The following is a 20,178-nucleotide window of genomic DNA, read 5'->3' as shown; positions in this document are numbered from 1 at the left end:
TCAGGCTGGGTTTGGGTGCGTTGGTTAATGGGGTAGCGGGCTTGTTTTGTGTGCGTGGGCGGGCGTTGGGCGTGGTCTAGTGTCCGTCTCGCAATTGTTTGAGTGGTATCGGCCCTCTCTGATGGGACGTTGCCGTGAAACAAACAGCGGAGCTGTTTGTAGGCAACGTGCGAGCTGACAGGCGAGTCAGCAGAACACGTATCGCGTCCTTAATTGCAGGAAGAGCTGGCCCGCGAAGCAGGTCTGAGGGGTGGTGAATTAATCAGCGAATTTCTGACGTAGGACACTAGGTGTTGCTGAAGCGTCGCGTTTCTTCTTGATGTTGTGTGCTTGCCGCGGGCTGAGCTGTGGTGGGCGGCTGATTGTTGGCGGGGTGGCGCGCGTCGATGTCCGATACTGGGGTGTTGATAGTTGTCTCGTTGGTTGCGTCGTCGTGGTGGTGGTGTGGTTTGCGCTGATTTCCTACGTGATCTTCGCACTACTTTGCCTGCGAATATTGCGACACGCGATAATATTTTTTTACTTATTTTAGAAAGTTCTATACTCGCGTGGTGCGGGTTCGGTGAGGTTCCCGCTGACAATGTCGTAGGTCGCAAGGAGGCCGATATGGACGAATCCACAACACAACATGCGCAATCGCAGCAACGACAGGAACCGGAAGAAACCAGACGCAATATCGGACGCCGTATTGCGTATGCGGTGGGTAATCTGGGTCAGGCGGCGTTCTATAACACGATGAGCACGTTCTTCATCACGTTCGTGACGACGGCCCTGTTCGTGAACGTGGACAAGGCGTTGGCGGCGCGCATGATTGCGATCATCACGGGTCTGGTGGTGGTGATCCGCATCGCGGAGATCTTCCTCGACCCGCTGCTGGGCAATCTCGTGGACAACACGGACACGCGTTGGGGCCGGTTCCGCCCGTGGCAGTTCATCGGCGGCATCGTGCCGGGCATCCTCCTGGTGATGGTGTTCACCGGCCTGTTCGGCCTGGTGGACGTGAACACGGGCGTGTTCATGGTCCTGTTCGTCGTCGTGTTCATCCTCCTGGACGTGATCTACTCGCTGCGCGACATCTCCTACTGGGGCATGATCCCCGCGATCTCCACTGACTCGCATGAACGCGGCGTGTACACCGCGCTGGGCACGTTCACCGGATCGATCGGCTACAACGGCGTCACCGTGATCGTCGTGCCCATCGTCAGCTGGTTCACCTGGAAGTTCACCGGCCAGTGGGCGCAGGGCCGGTCCGGCTGGGCCGCGTTCGCGATCATCATCGCCGTGCTCGGCCTGTTGACCGCGTGGAGCGTCGCGTTCGGCACCCGCGAGAACCAGGACCAGCTGCGCGCCAAGGCCCGCGAGGGCGGCAACCCCATCCAAGCGTTCAAGGCCATCGCCCAGAACGACCAGCTCCTGTGGGTGGCATTGAGCTATCTCCTGTATTCGGTGGCGAACGTGGCCACCACCGGCGTGCTGTTCTACCAGTTCAAGTACGTGCTCGGCGCCCCGGACAGCTTCTCCATCGCCGGCGTCATCCCGATCGTCACCGGACTGGTCACCACGCCCCTCTACCCGGTGCTCAACCGCCGCATCCCGCGCCGCTGGCTGTACGTGGCCGGCATGGCGTTCATGATCGCCGGCTACACGCTGTTCATCATCAACCCCATGAACCTGCCCACGGTCATCGTCGCGCTCGTGCTGTTCTACCTTCCCGCGCAGACCATCCAGATGACCGCGATCCTGGGCATGACCGACTCCATCGAATACGGACAATTGAAGACCGGCCGGCGCAACGAGGCCGTGACCCTGTCCGTGCGGCCCATGCTCGACAAGATCGCCGGCGCCCTGTCCAACGGGATCGTCGGGTTCGTGGCCGTCGCCGCCGGCATGGTGGGCGACGCCACCGCCGCCGACATGACCGCCGCGAACATCCGAACCTTCAAGACCTGCGCCTACTACCTGCCATTAGGCGGCATTGTATTGAGCCTCGTCGTATATCTGCTCACCGTCAAAATCGACGAGAAAATGCACGAAGAGATTGTCGCCAAGCTTGAAGAACAACTCGGCGGCGGCGATGGGGCCGATGCGGAGTGAGGTGTGGCCTCGGTACGGCCTCGCATGGCGGAATCGAGGCTCAGTCTCGTCCAGTCTCTTGAGGAAGCGAAGTCCTGGTGATCCATCTCGTAATTATCTGAGTAGTGTTGTCTCCGTCTGACAAGGGGTCAACAGGCTGCGCGAGAGCGCGTCCATACTTGCAGGACGAGCTGGCTCGCGAAACGGGGCTGAGGGGGTAGTCAATTCGTTAACGAATTGACTACCCGGGACGCTAGACGTATGACTGTCGGATTTCGTACATATCGTGTATTTCATCCCATGGCTGTCGGATTCCAACGCATGGCTGTCGGAGCACGACGTATGGCTGTCGGATTTCGTGTACCACACGTACGAGATCCGACAGCCAAGCGTCGAAATACGACAGTCGACCGTCGAAATCCGACACCGAACTGTCGGGACAGTCAATCGTTAAGATTCGACGGTCATGCCAATCAATGACATGTCGGCGGCACAAGCGGATAAGGTTCATTCCCCACATACGTGGGGTTGGTTCTTCCAGACATGTCAGCAACACACGCGTATAAGAACACGCATCCCCCAGCGTACGTTTTTCGGGGAATCATCCCATTCACCCCGAAAAACGTACGGTCAGCCGATGTCAGTGTACATATTTCGGGGGAACGCGACTTGTAACTGGGTTATAGGAACTTTCGTGGTTGAGCTGTTATTCCCTGGAACTGCTAGTGCATATGATTGGCTCTGTTAAACCAGAATTGACATGGGTTAATCAACGAAAGTTCTGAATGGGTTGATTCCCTAGAGAAATCAACCCACCAATTTGCCTCTTATGTCAAAGCTGGTTTAACAGAGCCATATGATTTGGTGGATGGATGGTACGCCCAAACTAACCACCGACACGCGAGGATACGACCCACGTTTTGACCCTTTACCCCTTACTCGATGGTTTTGCTAGTGAATGTGCGGGGTTTATGCTGGGTTGAGGGGTTTATGCAGACTTTGTTTCCGAAATCAAGAAACCCCGCAAGCCTGTGTTTGCAAGGCTTGCGGGGTTCCGCGTGGTGGCTCCGAACGGCGTCGATCCGTTGACCTAGCGATTTTCAGTCGCTCGCTCTACCAACTGAGCTACAGAGCCATTGAACAGATGATAGTCAGAAGACAATCAACCATTCGAGCGACCCCGGCCGGACTTGAACCGGTGACCTCCGCCGTGACAGGGCGGCGCTCTAACCAACTGAGCTACGGGGCCTTGTGTCTCACTTGCGTGAAGCAACAGATGTATATATTACTGAAATCCAGCAATCGCGCAAATCTCGGCGTGTTCCCTGTAATTTCAACGTTTTTGCCGTGGTGTATAGCATTGTGGACTGATATCGCATTGCAATCTCCGGGGCGGAGACTTGCTATGGTGGGCTGCAGTATGAGTTCGTTGATTCGACCGTTTCGGCCGTTGTGTCCAGACGTCCCCGAGCGGCCTGAGCTATGAGAGGTGTTCATTACAGTATGACTGACCTTGCATCCAATGTCGCCGTTGAATCCGACGACTTCGCGACGCATTCCGCCGAGGTGGCGGGCGCCGGGACTGTGGAGATCGTTGACGAGGCTGCGAATGCCGTCCCGGAGATGAAGCATCCGCTGCACAAGGTGCTGTCGTTCGTTCGCCGATCCGGACGTCTGGATGACCGGCTGCAGCGCGCGTGGGAACGGTACGCCGGTATGTATCTGTTGGATATCGCGGCGGGTAATGGATTGTTGGATGTGCGTGAGGGTGTCAGGTTCGACCGCCCGTTCGTCGAGCTGAACTGGGGCAATGGCAATCCTCTGATTGTGGAGATCGGTACGGGTCAGGGCGAGAATGTGGTGGCGGCTGCGGCCGCGCGTCCGGATATGAATTTCCTCGCCCTTGAAGTGTATGACCCTGGTGTGGCCCACACCATGTTGCTTGCCGGGAAGCATGGGCTGACGAATCTGCGTGTGGCGCAGGTGAATGCGCCGGAGCTGTTCAAGGTGGCCGATGCCGGTGTCGCGGCGGAGGTGTGGACCTTCTTCCCTGATCCGTGGCCGAAGAAGAAGCATCACAAGCGTCGCATCGTGCAGCCGGGCCTTGCGGCCGATCTGCATCGTGCGCTCGCCGATGGCGGGGTATGGCGCATTGCCACCGATATCGAGGATTATGCGTTGCATGTGCATGAGGTGATGGACGGGCTTGAAGGCTGGAAGAATCTCGGTGCTCTGACGGTCAGTCTGCCGCTGGAGCATGTAGGCAAGGGCAATGCCGATCTTGCCGCGGGGATGCCGCATGCCGATTTCATGGAGTCGGAGCGTTTCGGCGGTCGCGTGCTTACCAATTTCGAGAAGAAGGGGCTCGCTGCAGGCCGAGTGATTCACGATTTCACGTATCAGGTGGTTGGCTGATAACTGTGGGTTGATAGCTGTGGCCTATTGGTGATTGGGGGCCGCTGGCGGGGGTTCGGCGGCCGGTCGATGGCATCGGTCGGCGGAAGTTCGTTCGTCTCCTATTCGTTGTTCTTCGCGGAGGCTGTCCATGGAATGGGGTGTCTCCGGATTGGGCGCTGGAGTAGTAGCGGGGGTGATAGGGTTTCCGGAGCTGGGCGCTCGGCGTTGTCGGTGCGGAAGGTCGTCGACGATGTGCGGCCCTGTCGCAATGGAACGACACCTGATATGGGATACGTTATGAGATACGTAACCCTTGCCCGGAGGACGATTCCTGTGGTCTTGCCGACCGTGTAACTGACGGGTGGTTGAGGTTTGCCTCCATTCGACACGCCGATTTGCCGTTGATTTGCATCACGGCGTGTGCTTCATTATAGTTACACGAGTTGTCTGCCCCCATCGTCTAACGGTTAGGACACCAGACTTTCAATCTGACAACGAGAGTTCGACTCTCTCTGGGGGTACCACTGGCAACTGCCACGAAAAGCGTTGGAATCCTTGGGTTCCAGCGCTTTTCTGTTTTCCGGCGAAAGCCGTTTTGGTACTCGTTTGGTACAGATTTGGTACACGACCGCACTCTTGAAATCGTCGGGGACTTCCCCCTATCGGATTTTCTGAGTCTCCACGTTGATAAGTTCACCGTATAGGGTGTATCTCGGTTGTGAGGGGTACTTTGTCGCGTGTGCGGTTATGTATCTGCTTTGCGAGGGGTACCTGAATGTCGGAACTGCGACTATAAAGGTTGAAATTGCAAGGGTGATACTCGGGGTATCGCTGTTTAGGTACCCCTTGCAAGGCAGATACGTGACCGCAGATGGTCTGATGTACCCCTTGCAAGGCAGATACGTGACCGCAGATGGTCTGATGTACCCCTTGCAAAGCAGATAGCACAATTCGACCGGTTCTGGAACGACGGCAAAGGCCGCCAGCTTTACCGGTCGATCGCACGCCACGCGCTCGTTGCCACCCGCATGTCTATCCTCGCGGGGCAAACCGAAAGCTGGCAAGCCAGCAAGCCTGCCGGTAGGCAGTCAGGCAATCAAACAATCAAGCTTGGCGGCATGCAGGCGAGCAGACGCGCAAGCAATCAAACAAGCCAGCAAGCATAAAGCAAGCAATCCAGCAATCAGGAACGGAGCAGGACCATGAACGACAACCACGACGAAACTGAATAGTCCTTCGGTGGCATCGAAGATGATTCCTCGCTTGAGAATCAGATGAGCGTGCATTCGCGGCCATCGCCGCCGAAGCCGAAGCCCTAGCCAACCGACAGGCCGACATGTCGGCCAAGGAACGCCATGAAACCAGACTTGCAATCCTCGTTTCCGTCATCGTCATCGCAGGTCTTATGGTCTACGCAATCACTCACATCGTCCAATAAAGACGATTCCTCATCTCTTGTCTTTTCAAGGGTGGGCAATTCCTTGAATCCACGTCTCTGAAAAGACAGGCGTTTTCCGTTTATACAATTAAGGTGCCCCCGTCAATGAACTGAGCCATCGACTCGCCACAGTGGCGACATTCTCCATCCGTCAGGGAATCCCATGTCAGACTTCGGAATCTGAGGGTACCTATCCATGAGGGAGATGAATTTCTCCGTCCATGCGGGTCCGTCGATCCGGGACGTCAGGTAGTTCTCCATGGTGAGGAACGCGGCGGGGCCGGAAGACCTGCGGAAAATATCCCAATCGTTGCCCCACCAATCCTTTGCATGGGATCCGCTGCGATGCTTCGGCAATTTCGGCGCGATACGGGTGCTGGTTTCGTTCCAGAAGCGATCGTGATGCGCGGTCATGTTCCGAGCCTGCCGGATAGTCTCAAGCCAATTGGAGAGGATTTTGGCGTCGCCGCGCACGGCGGGATTCGGGTTGGGATTGAAGATATGCAGCCTGGTGGCCAGCTTTCTCTTAATATGGGCTGGAGCGCCTTGGTAAAAGTTCTCCTTGAGCGTTCCATAGCTCAGACATCCGACGATCATCCAGTACGGAGGCAGCGGATCGCTGTAGGTGTTCCGGAAATGCCTGAGGTACGGAAGATTCGATTTGGTGAACGCCGAACGTAACGAGGAAAGGCAGGACAAGTGGTCGTCATAGCTCAACCCCGGGAGTCCTTCCCGTGTCATGTAGCCGAATTCGCCGCCGAATACCGATAGCTCATGGGCGAGGAAGCTCTTGAGGTATATCTCGATGGTGACGATACCGTCGAATACCAGCATCCGCAGTTCCTGATCAAACAAGTATCTATCCCAGATATCCTGAAATTGCGTACCTTGCCGGAATGGCAACGAACGCTTTGCCGGTTGCTCCAATACAGGGGTGAGGAACGGATACCAGTAGCCTTTCAGTCGGAAGTAACCGGCCTGCTCGATTCGACGCTTAAGCAGTTCCTGGCTCACTCCGGACAAGCCGTTGTCGATAAGCTTAGCTGATAAGACGTCCAATGATTTCGTCGGATGCTGCGGATAGGGGCGGAGCTTCGGAGTATCGTTTTCGTTCATCATCCCCTCTGATAAGAAAAATGCCACCCTAGTGTGCTTCAAAGAGAGGCAGTGGTGGCTTTTAACATCAATAATTGTAGCGAACATGTCACCGCTCGTAAAGGTACAGGACACTCCGCACATCTAGTATCCACAGCAGAACAATGTGCTAAATATAGTGTCTGCGTCATGTTCAACGAATTATTGACGCAGGATGCATGGCCGGCAACGCTGGATGTCATAAGGCTTTGACCAATCTGCAACGGAATCGCGTAATGCGTGTCGGATACAGTGAATACATGGAATTCTCGGCAATGTCCCAGCTGTTCGGGTCCCGCGTGTTTGAGCGGGGCGAATCGTATTGGCGTGATGGCCGTGTCGAAGGTGTTACGCAGATCGCTCCCGGCGTCTTTCACGGAGAGGTCAGGGGTGGCTCTTTGTATGACGTCACCATACGCGTGCATGGCCGCGGCGATGGCCGGTCCGATGCGACGGTCGTTGACTCGGCGTTGTTGAGCCCGTCTGTCGGTTTGTCGACTGCGGACTGGACCATCCAATCCTGCTCATGCACCTGTCCGTCGGCTGTCTCCGGCCATTACTGTAAGCATTGTGCGGCGGTGCTGCTCGCCATCGTGCATGGCGCGTCAGACGAACGGGCTCGCCATCCCGACGGCGCCGTTCCGTCGGGGCGGGAGACGGGTGCCGGTGGAACGGTCTCGGATTCGTCGTCGGCGTTGTCGGCTCGGATGCCGACATCGACGTCGACTGCGACGTCAACCGACGACCCCGGGCCTATTCCTCATGGCACCTATCAGGCGGTTCGGTCCTATTGCTCCTCATGGTACGGCGATCATGGTCCGCTGTTGGTCTGGGACCCTCGGGTGATCGACGAATGCGAGGCAATGCGGCGAATGAGCTTTCCCTGTCTGAGTCTTCAACAAGCCGGTCGCATGACGGAAAACGCCGTGCAGTCGTATCTTGACTTCCGCGACGATGACGACGAGTGGGATGACGATAGATGGGACGACGATGAATTCGATGATAGCGATTGGCTCGACGGCGACGGCGTGACGGCTGCGTTCACTGGTGCGAATGATGTACTGGACAATGCGCTCGCTACGGATGACTATGAGGCCGCCATGCGCAACTCGGTCGCCGTGATGAACATCGCCGACAAGTCGCTGGAATATCTCGATTCATCGGGAGATGCGGATGAGTGCATCGAGCAGCTGGTCTGGAAGATTCGGCTGCTTATGGAAAAAGCCACGCGGGATGCGGATGTCGATGTAGCGGTGCTGAAGGCGATGGTCGATATGCTTGTCGATGCCGTGCACGGCCGAATTCAGGTGAGCTGGAGTGCCTCTCGAGACGGCATGGCGGCGGCGTTATTGTCACTCTCCTCGAACCCGCGTGTGCGTCACATTGCGGATCAGGCACTGTCCGATCTGGAACGCGACGCTGGTTTGCCGATCATCTCGCCGTTCGCTTCGACATCGGCCGACTCGACGGTGACTGACTCGACTACAGTTGGCTCGGTCGCCGAGCTGGAGGAGGATTCGCAACAGTGGCGGTCGACACTGTGCGCCCTTCGGCATGATGATCTGGTGCTTGCCGGCGAATTCGACAGGGCAGAGCGATATGAGCTGGAGCATATCGAGGACGTCGCGATGGCCACATTCGCCGTCTCCCGTGCGGCGCTTGCGGACGATTTCGGGCGTGTCCGCGAACTGGCGTTGCGGCATATGCGAGCGGTGCCTGAAACATTCGTATGGCGAGCTTCGGAGACGCTTCCGGAAACGACGTTCCCCTATGGATGGATAACGGTTCTGATTGCGTCAGCCCAACGATTGGGTGATAGGGCGGAATTGGAGCACTTGTACAGGAGAATCATCGCACACGGTGGCAAGACCATGCCATGGTATGACGATGCGACCTTGGAGGATGGCAAAGCCTGTGTGGATGGGCTGAGGACGTTGGTCGGCGGCCGCCAGTGGCGCGAGCGCACGTTGCCGGCCATCATCGAGGAATGCGAGACGCGGGATGGTGAGAATCGTATATGCGAGAACCGAATATACGAGTATCTGTTGCGATCGGAACATTTGGATGAGCGGATGCTGGAATACTGTTCCCGTGTTCCGGGCGCAATCGATCGCCTGTATGATTCCGTTGCCGCATCGCAGCCGGTCCGGGCGACGGCACTGCTCTTGGAACCCTATGCGGGGGATCGTGCGTTCGTGGGCACTGTATCTCGCGCGGAATACCGCAAAGTCGCCGACCGGTTGCGCCGGGCGATTCCCTTCATGGGAGCGGCATGGGTGGCGGCGTATGCGCGCTCGCTATCGGCGAAGTATCCCCGCCGGGTCAATCTCAAAGCGGCATTGAAAGGCCTGATGTGACCGAAATATATCTTTCCGAACAGGCCCGTTCCCTATGGGGCAAAACCGATCGTCTCGACGGTGATTGGTGGCTGCCGCTGTATGTGCATATGGCCGATTCGATCGCCATGGCGGAACGCATCTGGGACCATTGGGTGCCGGATGGCACGAAACAGGTGATCGCCCGCGACACGAACGGTAAGACGGACGGCAGGGACTATGCCCGCAGCGTGTATGCGTCGCTCGCCGGTGCGCACGACATCGGCAAGGCCACGCCGGTGTTCCAAGCCAAGCCGATTCGATTCGATCCTTCGGATGACAGCTCCTCATCGTCGCTGGCGTGGCTGCCCGAACATGCCGGGCTGCCGGTCAGGAGCGGCCTGTCCAATCCCGACAGGCCCACGCATCCGATAGCCGGGCAGGTGATTTTCGAGCGGCACATGTGCGGCGCGTACGGGTGGGATGGAAGCGTCGCACGATCCTACGCGAGCGTAATCGGCGGACATCACGGCACCCCATCCGAGGACCATAAGATAAGAGATGCCTGTCTCGGCGAACCGATACGCATGGGATGGGACGAGGCGTCGAAGAACCGTTGGATACCCGTGCAGGACGAGCTGCTGGAGTTCGTCATCCGCCGCGCCGGATTGTCTTCGCGGGATGTCGCGACGCTTGGCGTACGGCGGTTGAGCGCCGAAAGCGAATCGCTGATGACCGGATTGGTCATCATGGCCGACTGGATGGCCAGCAATAGCGACGAAAGCCTTTTTCCGCTGGTCCCCGTCCCCGGTACCTTGGCTGCATTAGGCGGTGACGTTCCCATTGATGATCGCGGTGCAGACACGGCCGCCGGTCCTGGAGTGGACTCCTGGGAGGGGTTGGACGCCCGCGCCGATCGCGCCTGGCGCAATCTGCATATGTGTGAGCCATGGAAGTCGTCCTCCATTGAACCGGACATGGATGCTGCCGTCGTGGAATCATGGTTCCAGAGCAGATTCAAGCTCCCGCCGAACGCCCATCCCCGCCCGATACAACGTGAGGCGGTTCGTTTGGCCGGCACGGTGGACCAGCCTGGTCTGATGATCATCGAAGCGCCGATGGGCGAGGGCAAGACCGAAGCCGCTCTCGCCGCAGCCGAACTGCTCGCCCGGCGTACCGGGCGCGGTGGCGTATGTGTGGCCCTTCCGACGATGGCGACCACCGATGCCATGTTCGGCAGAGTCCATGCATGGCTCGATGCTTTGCCGGCGCAAAAGGACGAGAATGACAGGACGATTTGGCTCGCCCATGGCAAGGCGCAACTCAACGAGGATTTTCGCGGTATCATCGCGGCTTCGCGCCGCGCCATATCGTCGATCGACACGGATGGCGATCGTTCCGAGACATCGATACGCAAAAAAGGCAGTCCAGAGACCATGGTGTCCGAATGGATGTGGGGGCGAAAGAAAGGCGCGCTGGCCAACTTCCTGGTTTGTACGGTGGATCAGGTGCTCATGGGCGCCCTGCAGATGAAGCATGTCGTGCTCAGGCAGTTGGCGCTCGCCAACAAGGTGGTCGTTATCGACGAGTGCCATGCCTACGACGCCTACATGCAGGAATACCTGAAGCGCATCCTCGAATGGCTGGGAGGCTTCCGCACGCCAGTGGTGCTGCTGTCCGCCACCTTGCCCGAACGTCAACGCAGGGAGATGGCGGAGGCGTATCTGCGCGGATGGTCTGCCGGTGAACTTAATGACCGCGATCGGACTGCGGATGTTTCTTCCACGGCGGATGGTCTGCCAGTTCATCCCAGACGACGTCGGCGTCGTACGGCTTCCGAGGCGTCGGAACGGATGGGACTGAATGGTCGGTCGCCGGTCGGGACGTCGATGGGGAGCCTGTTCCAGCCCGAGGCTGAGGCATATCCGATGATTACCTATTCCTCCGGTGCGCGACTCCATACGATGCCCGTTGCGTCGTCCGGACGTGCCATGCAGGTGGCGTGCAGGATGTTGGCGGACGATGACGAATCGCTGATCGCCTTGCTTGACGGCCTTCTGCAAGATGGCGGTTGCATTGGTGTGATATGCGACACCGTGGACCGTGCGCAGCATGCGGCGCAATTGCTGGCCGGACGATATGGCGGCGACACGGTCCGGTTGACGCATTCCCGGTTCGTGGATCTGGACCGCATGGATAACGAACGCGAGCTGCGTGAACTGCTCGGGCCTCGGAGCACGAAGGCGAACGGCAGGCGTCCTGAGCGGCTGATCGTCGTGGGAACGCAGGTGTTGGAGCAGTCGCTGGATATCGATTTCGATGCCTTGATTACGGATATCGCGCCGGTGGATTTGCTGATGCAGCGTCTTGGCCGTGTGCACCGTCATAATCGCGGTGAAGCGCAGCTGGACCGGCCTCCGCGCTTGCGGGAGGCCGTCTGCTATATCCGTGGGATTGCCGAGTGGGAGGGGATTCCGCGGTTCGATGCGGCGGTGCGAGCCGTGTATGCGGAGGCGTCGCTATTGGAGACGTTGGGTGTGATGGCGCTGACGGAACCATCATCGGTGACGCTTGCACGTCTGCCCGAGGATATCGCGACCGTTGTGCGTCGCGCATATGGCGAACATGCGATTGGGGGGATTCCTGAACAGTGGCGGGAAACGTACGAGAAGGCGATTGTGCAACGCTCGGCCGAATGGGACAGGAAGCGGTCGCATGCACGGTCCTACCTGTTGAAATCGCTGTACGACATGGATGCCAATGGAAACACCCTGACGGACTGGTTCAAAAACAGCCCGCTGGACGATGGGGATGATGATAAGGGACAGCGCGCGGTTCGTGATACGCAGGAAACGGTCGAAGTCCTGCTGCTGAGGCGGCAGGAAGGCGCCATTCGTCTGCTGCCGTGGATTAGCGACCCTTCCCACGGTATCGAACCGGGTGCCGAAGTGCCGACGGATTCGGTTCCTGACGATCGTCTGGCACTGCTGGTGTCGCAGTGCGCCGTTCGTTTGCCGGCGGCGATGGGCAGGTACGACGCGATTGATGCGCTGATTCATGATCTGGAACATGGCTGTGATCGAGAGACCCTGCTGTGGGCGGAATCGCCTTGGCTCGCCGGGAAGCTGGCCGTATTCCTCGAGGACGATGGTGATGGTGCGTTGCATGCCACGATCAACGGTTTCGATGTGGGGTATGACCGTGGCTCCGGGCTGGTCGTGTCCAAGACGGGGTGAGGCGTCGGGGCTTGCGGTCATGATGAAAAAGTCCCTTATTGGAGGGATGACCCAGTGAAAAGGGTAAGACATGGAGTGTTCCCCGTATGCGCGGGGTTGAGTATATTGATGCCATGCCTTACCCTTTTCTCGTTGACATTTTTTTGCTCACATGCTATCGTAAAGTCATCGGATCAACCAATGCCGTCATGGAAGACGGTGGAAAGGGCCGGTGGTGGCAATGGGTGGTGCCACTCCAGTACGGCGGTTCAATCTTCTTGACGAACCATGGATACCATGCATACTCTCCGACGGGCGCCTCCGGGAACTGTCCCTGCGTGAGGTCTTTCGCGAGGCGTCGCGCATCCGTTCGATTTCCGGCGACCTGCCGCAACAGAACATGCCTCTGATGCGTTTGCTGTTGGCTATTCTGTATTGCGCATACTGCGACACGGAGGCCTCCCGAGCGGATGCCTTGAAACTATGGAGCTACCTGTGGAGGCATGGAGCATTCGACATGGATGTGCTCGACGGGTACTTCGACGAATTCCATGACCGGTTCTATCTGCTGGATCCGGAACGCCCGTTCTATCAGGTACCCGGTCTGGCATATGTGGGTGACAAGGAATACGATCCGGTCGGGGAGATGATCGCGGATGTGCCCAAACCGGACAAATTCCTGTTCTCCATGCGTTCGCCGAACGCCTTGGAATTCATCGATTTCGCTCAGGCGACCCGTTGGCTGGTGTTCCTGCAGGCGTATGACACGGCCGGTATCAAATCTCCCGTGATCGGTAACACCCACATCAACAAAGGAAAGGTGTACGCGCCCAAGGGATTGTCTGGCACCGGATGGTTGGGCGTCATAGGGCCGATCATGGTCGAGGGCGAATCCCTGTTCCGCACACTGCTATTGAACTGGTGCCTGTATGACCCCGCCGATGACGGCGTGCGTTTGTTCGGCAACAAAGACGACGTACCTCCTTGGGAATCAGATGATTTCCCCGGTCCTGACCTGACCGTACGCACCGCGTTCACAGGTCCTGTGGATGCCCTGACATTCCAATCCAGACGCGTGCGTTTGGTTCCGAATGACGATGGCACCCGCATCGTCGGCATGGTGAACTGTTATGGCGACGTCATCGCAGCCTATGACACCGATGCATGCGAGAAAATGACGGCTTGGCGTGTCAGCGAGACCCAACGGAAGAAGCTGGGACTGCCCGCGCCCCCGCTAATGCCTGTCACCCACGATGCCGGAAAAGCGTTGTGGCGCGGGTTGGGACCGATACTCGCAGTCGCCGATCGGGACCTGCGCCCGGGGGTGCTCCGGTGGGTCGAAGAGTTGCAGACAAACGGATGTTTGGACTCGCAGGAGCACGTCCTTGCCGTGTTCTCGATCCATACGCAGGGCATGACCTATGGAACCCAAAGCAGCGTGTATGAGACCGGCATCGATGACGTGTTGACGTTGCCGTTATCCTTCTCGCGTAGGGACTATCCCGCCATTAATACCGTGGTGGACATCATCGATAAAACGAGCATGTCCGTCGATCTTGTGCTTTCGAACTATGTGCGCAATCTTTGCATCGCCGCTGGTGACCATGCCGCGGGAGGCAGGGCCCAGGCCGCTGCCGATCATGTCCGTGAAGACGCCTATGCGCGTCTTGACGTCTTGTTCCGCGACCGGTTGGCTGGATTCACTGCGGACAAGGATTATGAATCCTACGGGAACGCTTGGCGTGATGACATCCATCGCGTGCTCGTTACCATCGGCGGGGAGTATCGGTCCGACTCTAATGCGCCGATGTTCGTCGAGCGTGATTCCGGCAGGATGGGACTGATGAGCGTCGCTCGCGCCACGCAACTGTTTCTGGGCGGATTGAACAAATATCTGGGCACAATTGCGAACGACAGGAAAGGGGTGTGACTATGCGGCGATATTTCTCCAGCGACACTGCGAAGGAAGTGGGTCTCTTCGTCAACGGAAAGGTGTTCCGGCTGCAGAACGAATACACCAAGCGGGATGGTGGGACGCCATATTCCCGGGCGGCGTTGGCCCGGCTGCGACGCGATCTTGACGGCAGCGCGCCGTCGTGGATGCTGATCGGCGGGGACCTGTTCGGGGAGTGGCCGCAGAGTCTGCCCTCTCCGGAGGAGGATCCGGCGGTGCTTCGCGCAGTGAAGGCCACATTGGAGTTGTACGCACTTCATCAGCAGTCACGGCGCCATGGGGTCGCCCAAAGCGTTGAGAGCGCCCGTACGAAACGGATGACCTTCGGCCGCGCATGCCGGCTGATTCAACCTGATCCGGAACATGACGACGGAGTAAGACGCAGGTTGGCCTCCGCCGAAGCCGCTCCGGATTTCAATGGTGTGATACGCAGCGTACGCGCGCTGATTCTGCTGATGCGAGGGGCCGGCGATGGTTCGATCACGCTGGATTACCGCTCCTTGGCCCAAGATCTCTATCAGGTTCAGTTCCCGGACTCTCGTGCGGAGGTCTTCCAGCGGTGGAGCATGGATTACCATGTCAGGCCCACTGTCTCCCAATAACCGGCAACATTGCCGTCTGCCGCGAACGAAGTAACAACATTCGAAAGGAAAGCATCATGTTCATTGATCTGTATGGTTTGCAAAACGTGCCGCCGAGCAATATCAACCGCGATGATACCGGTAGCCCGAAAGTCGCATATTATGGCGGCGTGCTGCGCTCCCGGGTCTCCTCCCAAGCTTGGAAGCGGGCCATGCGGGAGATGTTCCCCTCGCTGCTGGAGTCTAGCCGTCTGGGCGTGCGTACGAAAAATGCGGTCGCCTTGATTCGGGATGCGATCGTTGCCAAACGTCCTGAACTGGCCGAGGAAGCGGAGTCTATGGCACAATTCGCGCTGTCGGCCACCGGCGTCAAGGTCAAGGAATCGGACCGTGCCGGCAAAGACAAGGGATCATTGGCCACGGAATACCTGATTTTCATTGCATACCGGGAAATCGGGCAGCTCGCGGACATTGCTATTGCATGGCATGATGCCGGCATCGATGCGGCTTCCAAGCCGACGGCGGCGATGAAGAAGGAGATTGATGCGGTGTTCCATGGGGTCCAAGCTGTGGATATCGCCTTGTTCGGTCGCATGCTGGCCGATGCGCCCGATCTCAACACCGACGCCTCGGCGCAGGTTGCGCATGCGATTTCTGTGGATCGGGTCACACCCGAGTATGACTACTTCACCGCCGTTGACGACTGCGCTTCGGAAGATAACGCCGGAGCCGCCATGCTGGACACCGTCGGATTCAATTCGTCCACCTTGTACAGGTATGCGACATTGAACGTCGATGCATTGCAGGACCAGTTGCGGGATGCGACCGCCACAGTCGAAGGTTCGGCGGCGTTTGTCGAGGCGTTCATCAGGTCAATGCCGACCGGCAAGCAGAACACGTTTGCAAACCGTACTTTGCCCGCTGCGTGTGTGGTGATTATCCGCGACGATCAGCCGATTAACGTGGTCGGTGCTTTTGAAGATCCCGTGCGGCCGGCGGAAGGCGCGTCGATTTCACGTCAGGCGGCCGTGCGTTTGGGACGTAAGCTGGCTTATGTTCATGCGGCTTACGGGGAGACTCCGCGAAAGGCATGGAACATCACCGCGGATGAATCCGTGCCTGAACTGGACGCTGTGAGCAAGCATGTGTCGTTCCCGGAGATGAAGGCCGAGTTGAAGGCCGCTCTTACGCAGGCGCTGTCCGAGGAGTAGACATGGTTGTATTGCTACTGCAGCTTGCGGGGCCAATGCAATCATGGGGTGATTCGTCGCGTTTTGTGCGTCGTGAGACACGCACCGAACCGACGAAAAGCGCGGTGATCGGGTTGCTCGCCTCCGCTCAGGGCCGCACGCGGGAGGATGCGATAGAGGATTTGCTGGGTCTGCGGTTCGGCGTGCGCGTAGAGCAGAGAGGACGAATCATACAGGATTTCCAGACTGAAAAATCTCTGGCCCGCAAGCGAAACTCGCGTGATTTCGACAAGGTGATGCCGTTGACGTATCGCTATTATCTGGCTGACGCCCGTTTTTTGGTCGCGCTGGAAGCGGAAAGGGCCGTCTTGGACGGGCTGGATCATGCTCTGCGACAGCCTCGATGGCCGCTATATCTGGGCCGTCGATCCTGTCCGCCGGAATTTCCGGTCACGTTGGGCGTCCATGACGAGTATGTCGATGTCCGTGAGGCGTTGGAACGGGAGCCGTGGCATGCGTCGCGATGGTATATGCGGCGATATCCGGAACAGCAGTTGGAGATCGTCTGCGATGCCGTGGACGACGAACCGTTCCTGACACAGCCTGATCTGCCGGTGACCTTCAGTCAGAAGGATCGTCGATATGCAGATCGGGCGGTTCGCCGGTACCGCATCGACAATCCCGGCATCGATAATGCCGCATCCCGTAATGCTGGGGGCGGCGCGCCGCCGTCATTCGCATCTACCGGCGATGCCGACCCCATGAGCTTTACCTAGGAGATGTAATCATGTTCATTTCTCGAGTGCCGCTCAATGCGGCCAGATTCAGTGCCCGGCAGCTGATGGCGTCTCCGTATCGCATGCATGCCGCGGTGGAGAGCGCGTTTCCGCCCGGCAGCGTTCGTGAAAGCGACGAAGGCCGTATCCTGTGGCGTCTGGATGTGCTGGCGCAGGACCATAGTGTTTGGTTGTATGTCGTGAGCCCGGAGGCGCCTGATTTTTCGCATATCATCGAACAGGCGGGATGGCCCACGCGGATGGAATGGGAGAGCAGGGATTATTCGCCGTTGCTTTCCCGTATCGGGATTGGGCAGCAATGGCAATTTCGCCTGAGGGCAAATCCGGTGCGCAAAGCCAAAATCGATAAAGGGCTGCGTCCCAAGGCGGACGGCGAGAGTGTAGTGGGCAAGATTCAAGGGCATGTGACGGCTGCGCAACAGTGTGACTGGTTGGTCGCGCGGGCCGCCGGCCATGGGTTCGAGATTCTTCCCGACGATTATGATGAGCCGTCGGTGACGGTCAGCCAGAGGCATCAGGAGCGGTTCGGACGTGACGGTAAAACCGTGACCCTGACCACTGCGGTATTCGATGGTCGCCTGCGAGTGACGGATGCTGATTCGTTCCGACAAGCGCTGTGCCATGGCATTGGGCGGGCAAAAGGCTTCGGATGCGGGTTGTTGACTGTAGCTCCCATTCGAGAACCGCAGTCATGAAAAACAGGAACCGCGTACCGGGGACTCCTCCGCCCGAACTCGACGAACTGGTCCGAGCGGAGGATCGCATGTCGTTTGCCTATTTCGAGCATTGCGTAATCAACCGTTCCGACAATGCCATCACGGTCGCTGATGCTGCAGGAACGGTGCATGTTCCTGCAGCCGCATTAAGCGTGTTGATGCTTGGTCCCGGGACTTCCGTCACACATCAGGCCATGACGGTGATAGGGGATAATGGTGCCACGGTGATTTGGGCGGGGGAACGCGGCGTTCGCATGTACGCGTTCGGCAAGCCATTGACGCATTCGTCGGCGCTGCTGCAGGCGCAGGCTCGTCTGGTCTCCAACACGCGGACGAGACTGGCCGTGGCACGGGCGATGTATCAGATGCGTTTCCCCGATGAGGACGTTAGCGGTCTGACCATGCAGCAGTTGCGCGGGCGTGAAGGCGCACGCGTACGTCGTGTGTATAGGGAGTGTTCGGCGCGCACCGGCGTCGCGTGGGATAAAAGAACATACGACCATGACGATTTTGAGGCCGGCAATGAGATCAATAAAGCCCTGTCGGCCGCGCACACATGCCTATACGGCTTGGCGCATTCGGCGATTGTGGCGCTTGGCTGTTCTCCGGGATTGGGATTCGTCCATGTCGGTCATGAACGTTCCTTCGTCTATGACATTGCGGATTTGTACAAGGCTGAATTATCCATTCCGGTGGCGTTTGAGATTGCGGCGCAACAACCTGCCGATATTGGGTCCGCTACGCGGCATCGAATGCGTGAGGTGGTATACGATCTGTCCATCATGAAAAGGATGGTGCGGGATATTCGCAGCCTATTGGGAAACACTGAGCCGACGGATGATGCTGAGACGGATCACGTTGGGTTATGGGATGACAGACTCGGGGAAGTCGCTGCCGGCGTCTCCTATGGCGAGGATTTCGATGAGGATGTTGGCGGTGATTTCAGGGAATGACGGTTCCGACGGTTCTGCTGATTTCGGATGGTAGGAGGGGCATGCCGATATGGTCGTAATAGTGCTGACTGCTTGCCCTTTGGGACTTCGCGGAGACCTTACTCGTTGGTTGCTTGAGATTTCGGCTGGTGTGTTCGTCGGGCACGTCAGTGCCAAAGTGCGTGACCGTCTTTGGGAGCGCATTGTGGATTTGGTCCGTGACGGACGGGCGATTATGGTGTATTCGGCTCGTAACGAGCAACATCTTGGTTTCCGGGTGCATCATGCTGATTGGACGCCGGTGGATTGTGACGGGTTGGAACTTGTGCAACGTCCCAACAGCATGTCCAAGGGTAGAAATCAAACTGAATCGCACTCTCGACGTCCCGGCTGGAGCAATGCCAGCAAATGGCGGGCTGCACGTAGATATCAATAACAACTTCCATGCTGGTGCCGAAGTTGATAGTAAAGATGTTATTTCCGCCGTACCCTGTTGGGGCTGATGACGAAGTCTGTTGGAGAGGACTGCCGTAGGCGACTGTCGTAGAGGACCTGCGATGTGTTGTAGCGCAGCAGTGGCTTGCGCATTGTCCGGCATTTTGCTTAGTCCGGAATCTTTGCACTTTGTGATGGAAATCCGCTGGTGAATTCGCTATAGGGGAGTGGCTGATGTAGGCGACTCCGCAAATAGTGCGGAGAACGAAAGTGAAGGAAACAGATGACGACGCATCCATATATCCCTTGAAATTGCTACACTTTGCAAGTGTGTTCCCCGCGCATGCGGGGATGATCCCTGGCCGACGGCGGCGCCGAACTTGGGGCCCTCGTGTTCCCCGCGCATGCGGGGATGATCCCTGGTTGAGCCGGTCCTCGATCATGTGGAGGGTGTGTTCCCCGCGCATGCGGGGATGATCCCTGGTGGCCAGGGCGAAGAAGACCCGGCTCAAGGTGTTCCCCGCGCATGCGGGGATGATCCCGCCAACAAGATGGGCACCGACCTAGAGACGATGTGTTCCCCGCGCATGCGGGGATGATCCCGCCTTCGCCACCACCGACGACTTCGTGGAGGGGTGTTCCCCGCGCATGCGGGGATGATCCCAGGCTGTTGATGTCCGCGTCGGTGGCGGATTCGTGTTCCCCGCGCATGCGGGGATGATCCCCGCGCAAGGCGGAACCGGGGCGAACGGAACGGGTGTTCCCCGCGCATGCGGGGATGATCCCCGCTCGCCGAGGTCGCGGCCCTTCGGCTCGTCGTGTTCCCCGCGCATGCGGGGATGATCCCGTGGACAAGAAGGTCGCCGACCTGAAGACCGAGTGTTCCCCGCGCATGCGGGGATGATCCCTACATCGAAAGGAACATGAAATGAGCGAAACCGTGTTCCCCGCGCATGCGGGGATGATCCCTCGGATGGCACCGCGAACAACAACAACGCCAA

At 58.3% G+C, this 20,178-nt stretch carries 13 protein-coding genes, 3 tRNA genes and 1 CRISPR repeat array; of the genes, 12 read left to right on the top strand and 4 right to left on the bottom strand.

Annotation, left to right across the window (positions count from 1 at the left end; translation table 11 throughout):
• The first annotated feature begins 606 nt into the window (after window positions 1-606).
• Window positions 607-2,094 (top strand): glycoside-pentoside-hexuronide (GPH):cation symporter, encoded by a 1,488-nt coding sequence (locus BG22_RS04170; protein WP_140493541.1) that lies wholly within the window; start codon window positions 607-609, stop codon window positions 2,092-2,094.
• A 1,038-nt stretch (window positions 2,095-3,132) separates the two neighbouring features.
• Here the strand turns inward: BG22_RS04170 and BG22_RS04165 are convergent.
• Window positions 3,133-3,208 (bottom strand) — tRNA-Phe (locus BG22_RS04165).
• A gap of 40 nt (window positions 3,209-3,248) precedes the next feature.
• A tRNA-Asp gene (locus BG22_RS04160) sits at window positions 3,249-3,322 on the bottom strand.
• A 254-nt stretch (window positions 3,323-3,576) separates the two neighbouring features.
• Here BG22_RS04160 and trmB point away from each other — a divergent pair.
• Window positions 3,577-4,488 (top strand): tRNA (guanosine(46)-N7)-methyltransferase TrmB, encoded by a 912-nt coding sequence (trmB, locus tag BG22_RS04155; RefSeq protein ID WP_181163370.1) that lies wholly within the window; start codon window positions 3,577-3,579, stop codon window positions 4,486-4,488.
• A gap of 431 nt (window positions 4,489-4,919) precedes the next feature.
• Window positions 4,920-4,994: transfer RNA gene (locus BG22_RS04150), tRNA-Glu, on the top strand.
• 564 nt (window positions 4,995-5,558) lie between these two features.
• Here BG22_RS04150 and BG22_RS10800 read toward each other — a convergent pair.
• Together BG22_RS10800 and BG22_RS04135 are read right to left on the bottom strand one after the other, a co-directional pair.
• A complete protein-coding gene (locus BG22_RS10800) occupies window positions 5,559-5,756 on the bottom strand; it encodes a hypothetical protein (RefSeq protein WP_181163369.1) in 198 nt (65 codons plus the stop codon).
• Window positions 5,757-6,010: 254 nt separating this feature from the next.
• The gene (locus BG22_RS04135; RefSeq protein ID WP_181163368.1) at window positions 6,011-7,111 is read right to left on the bottom strand and encodes an Abi family protein; all 1,101 of its coding nucleotides are present in this window, start codon (window positions 7,109-7,111) and stop codon (window positions 6,011-6,013) included.
• A 191-nt stretch (window positions 7,112-7,302) separates the two neighbouring features.
• Between BG22_RS04135 and BG22_RS04130 the strand changes: the two genes are divergently transcribed.
• The 9 genes from BG22_RS04130 (at window position 7,303) to cas2e (ending at window position 19,178) form a co-directional block, all read left to right on the top strand.
• Window positions 7,303-9,399, top strand: a complete 2,097-nt coding sequence (locus BG22_RS04130) for an SWIM zinc finger domain-containing protein (RefSeq protein WP_181163367.1) — start codon at window positions 7,303-7,305, stop codon at window positions 9,397-9,399.
• A complete protein-coding gene (locus BG22_RS04125; protein WP_258186197.1) occupies window positions 9,396-12,593 on the top strand; it encodes a CRISPR-associated endonuclease Cas3'' in 3,198 nt (1,065 codons plus the stop codon). The genes BG22_RS04130 and BG22_RS04125 overlap by 4 nt, the downstream gene beginning before the upstream one ends.
• A gap of 220 nt (window positions 12,594-12,813) precedes the next feature.
• A complete protein-coding gene (gene casA, locus BG22_RS04120; protein WP_140493535.1) occupies window positions 12,814-14,502 on the top strand; it encodes a type I-E CRISPR-associated protein Cse1/CasA in 1,689 nt (562 codons plus the stop codon).
• Window positions 14,503-14,504: 2 nt separating this feature from the next.
• Window positions 14,505-15,128, top strand: a complete 624-nt coding sequence (casB, locus tag BG22_RS04115; RefSeq protein ID WP_140493533.1) for a type I-E CRISPR-associated protein Cse2/CasB — start codon at window positions 14,505-14,507, stop codon at window positions 15,126-15,128.
• A 56-nt stretch (window positions 15,129-15,184) separates the two neighbouring features.
• Window positions 15,185-16,318, top strand: a complete 1,134-nt coding sequence (gene cas7e, locus BG22_RS04110; RefSeq protein WP_140493530.1) for a type I-E CRISPR-associated protein Cas7/Cse4/CasC — start codon at window positions 15,185-15,187, stop codon at window positions 16,316-16,318.
• 2 nt (window positions 16,319-16,320) lie between these two features.
• Window positions 16,321-17,073 carry a type I-E CRISPR-associated protein Cas5/CasD gene (gene cas5e, locus BG22_RS04105; protein ID WP_140493527.1) on the top strand — a complete coding sequence of 251 codons (753 nt, stop codon included), beginning with the start codon at window positions 16,321-16,323 and terminating at the stop codon, window positions 17,071-17,073.
• Window positions 17,074-17,084: 11 nt separating this feature from the next.
• Window positions 17,085-17,789 (top strand): type I-E CRISPR-associated protein Cas6/Cse3/CasE, encoded by a 705-nt coding sequence (gene cas6e, locus BG22_RS04100; RefSeq protein WP_140493524.1) that lies wholly within the window; start codon window positions 17,085-17,087, stop codon window positions 17,787-17,789.
• Window positions 17,786-18,763, top strand: coding sequence for a type I-E CRISPR-associated endonuclease Cas1e (cas1e, locus tag BG22_RS04095; RefSeq protein ID WP_140493521.1), 978 nt, complete (start codon window positions 17,786-17,788; stop codon window positions 18,761-18,763). The genes cas6e and cas1e overlap by 4 nt, the downstream gene beginning before the upstream one ends.
• A gap of 49 nt (window positions 18,764-18,812) precedes the next feature.
• Entirely contained in the window at window positions 18,813-19,178 is a 366-nt protein-coding gene (gene cas2e / locus BG22_RS04090; RefSeq protein WP_140493518.1) for a type I-E CRISPR-associated endoribonuclease Cas2e, read from the top strand.
• A 329-nt stretch (window positions 19,179-19,507) separates the two neighbouring features.
• Window positions 19,508-20,146: a CRISPR direct-repeat array (repeat unit 29 nt; unit sequence GTGTTCCCCGCGCATGCGGGGATGATCCC).
• Window positions 20,147-20,178 lie beyond the last annotated feature (32 nt).

The sequence above is a fragment of the Bifidobacterium sp. UTBIF-78 genome (assembly GCF_006408945.1).
Classification (GTDB): domain Bacteria; phylum Actinomycetota; class Actinomycetes; order Actinomycetales; family Bifidobacteriaceae; genus Bifidobacterium; species Bifidobacterium myosotis.
The sequence above is the reverse complement of the archived record's forward strand: the minus strand, read 5'-3'. Positions and strand labels throughout refer to the sequence as shown.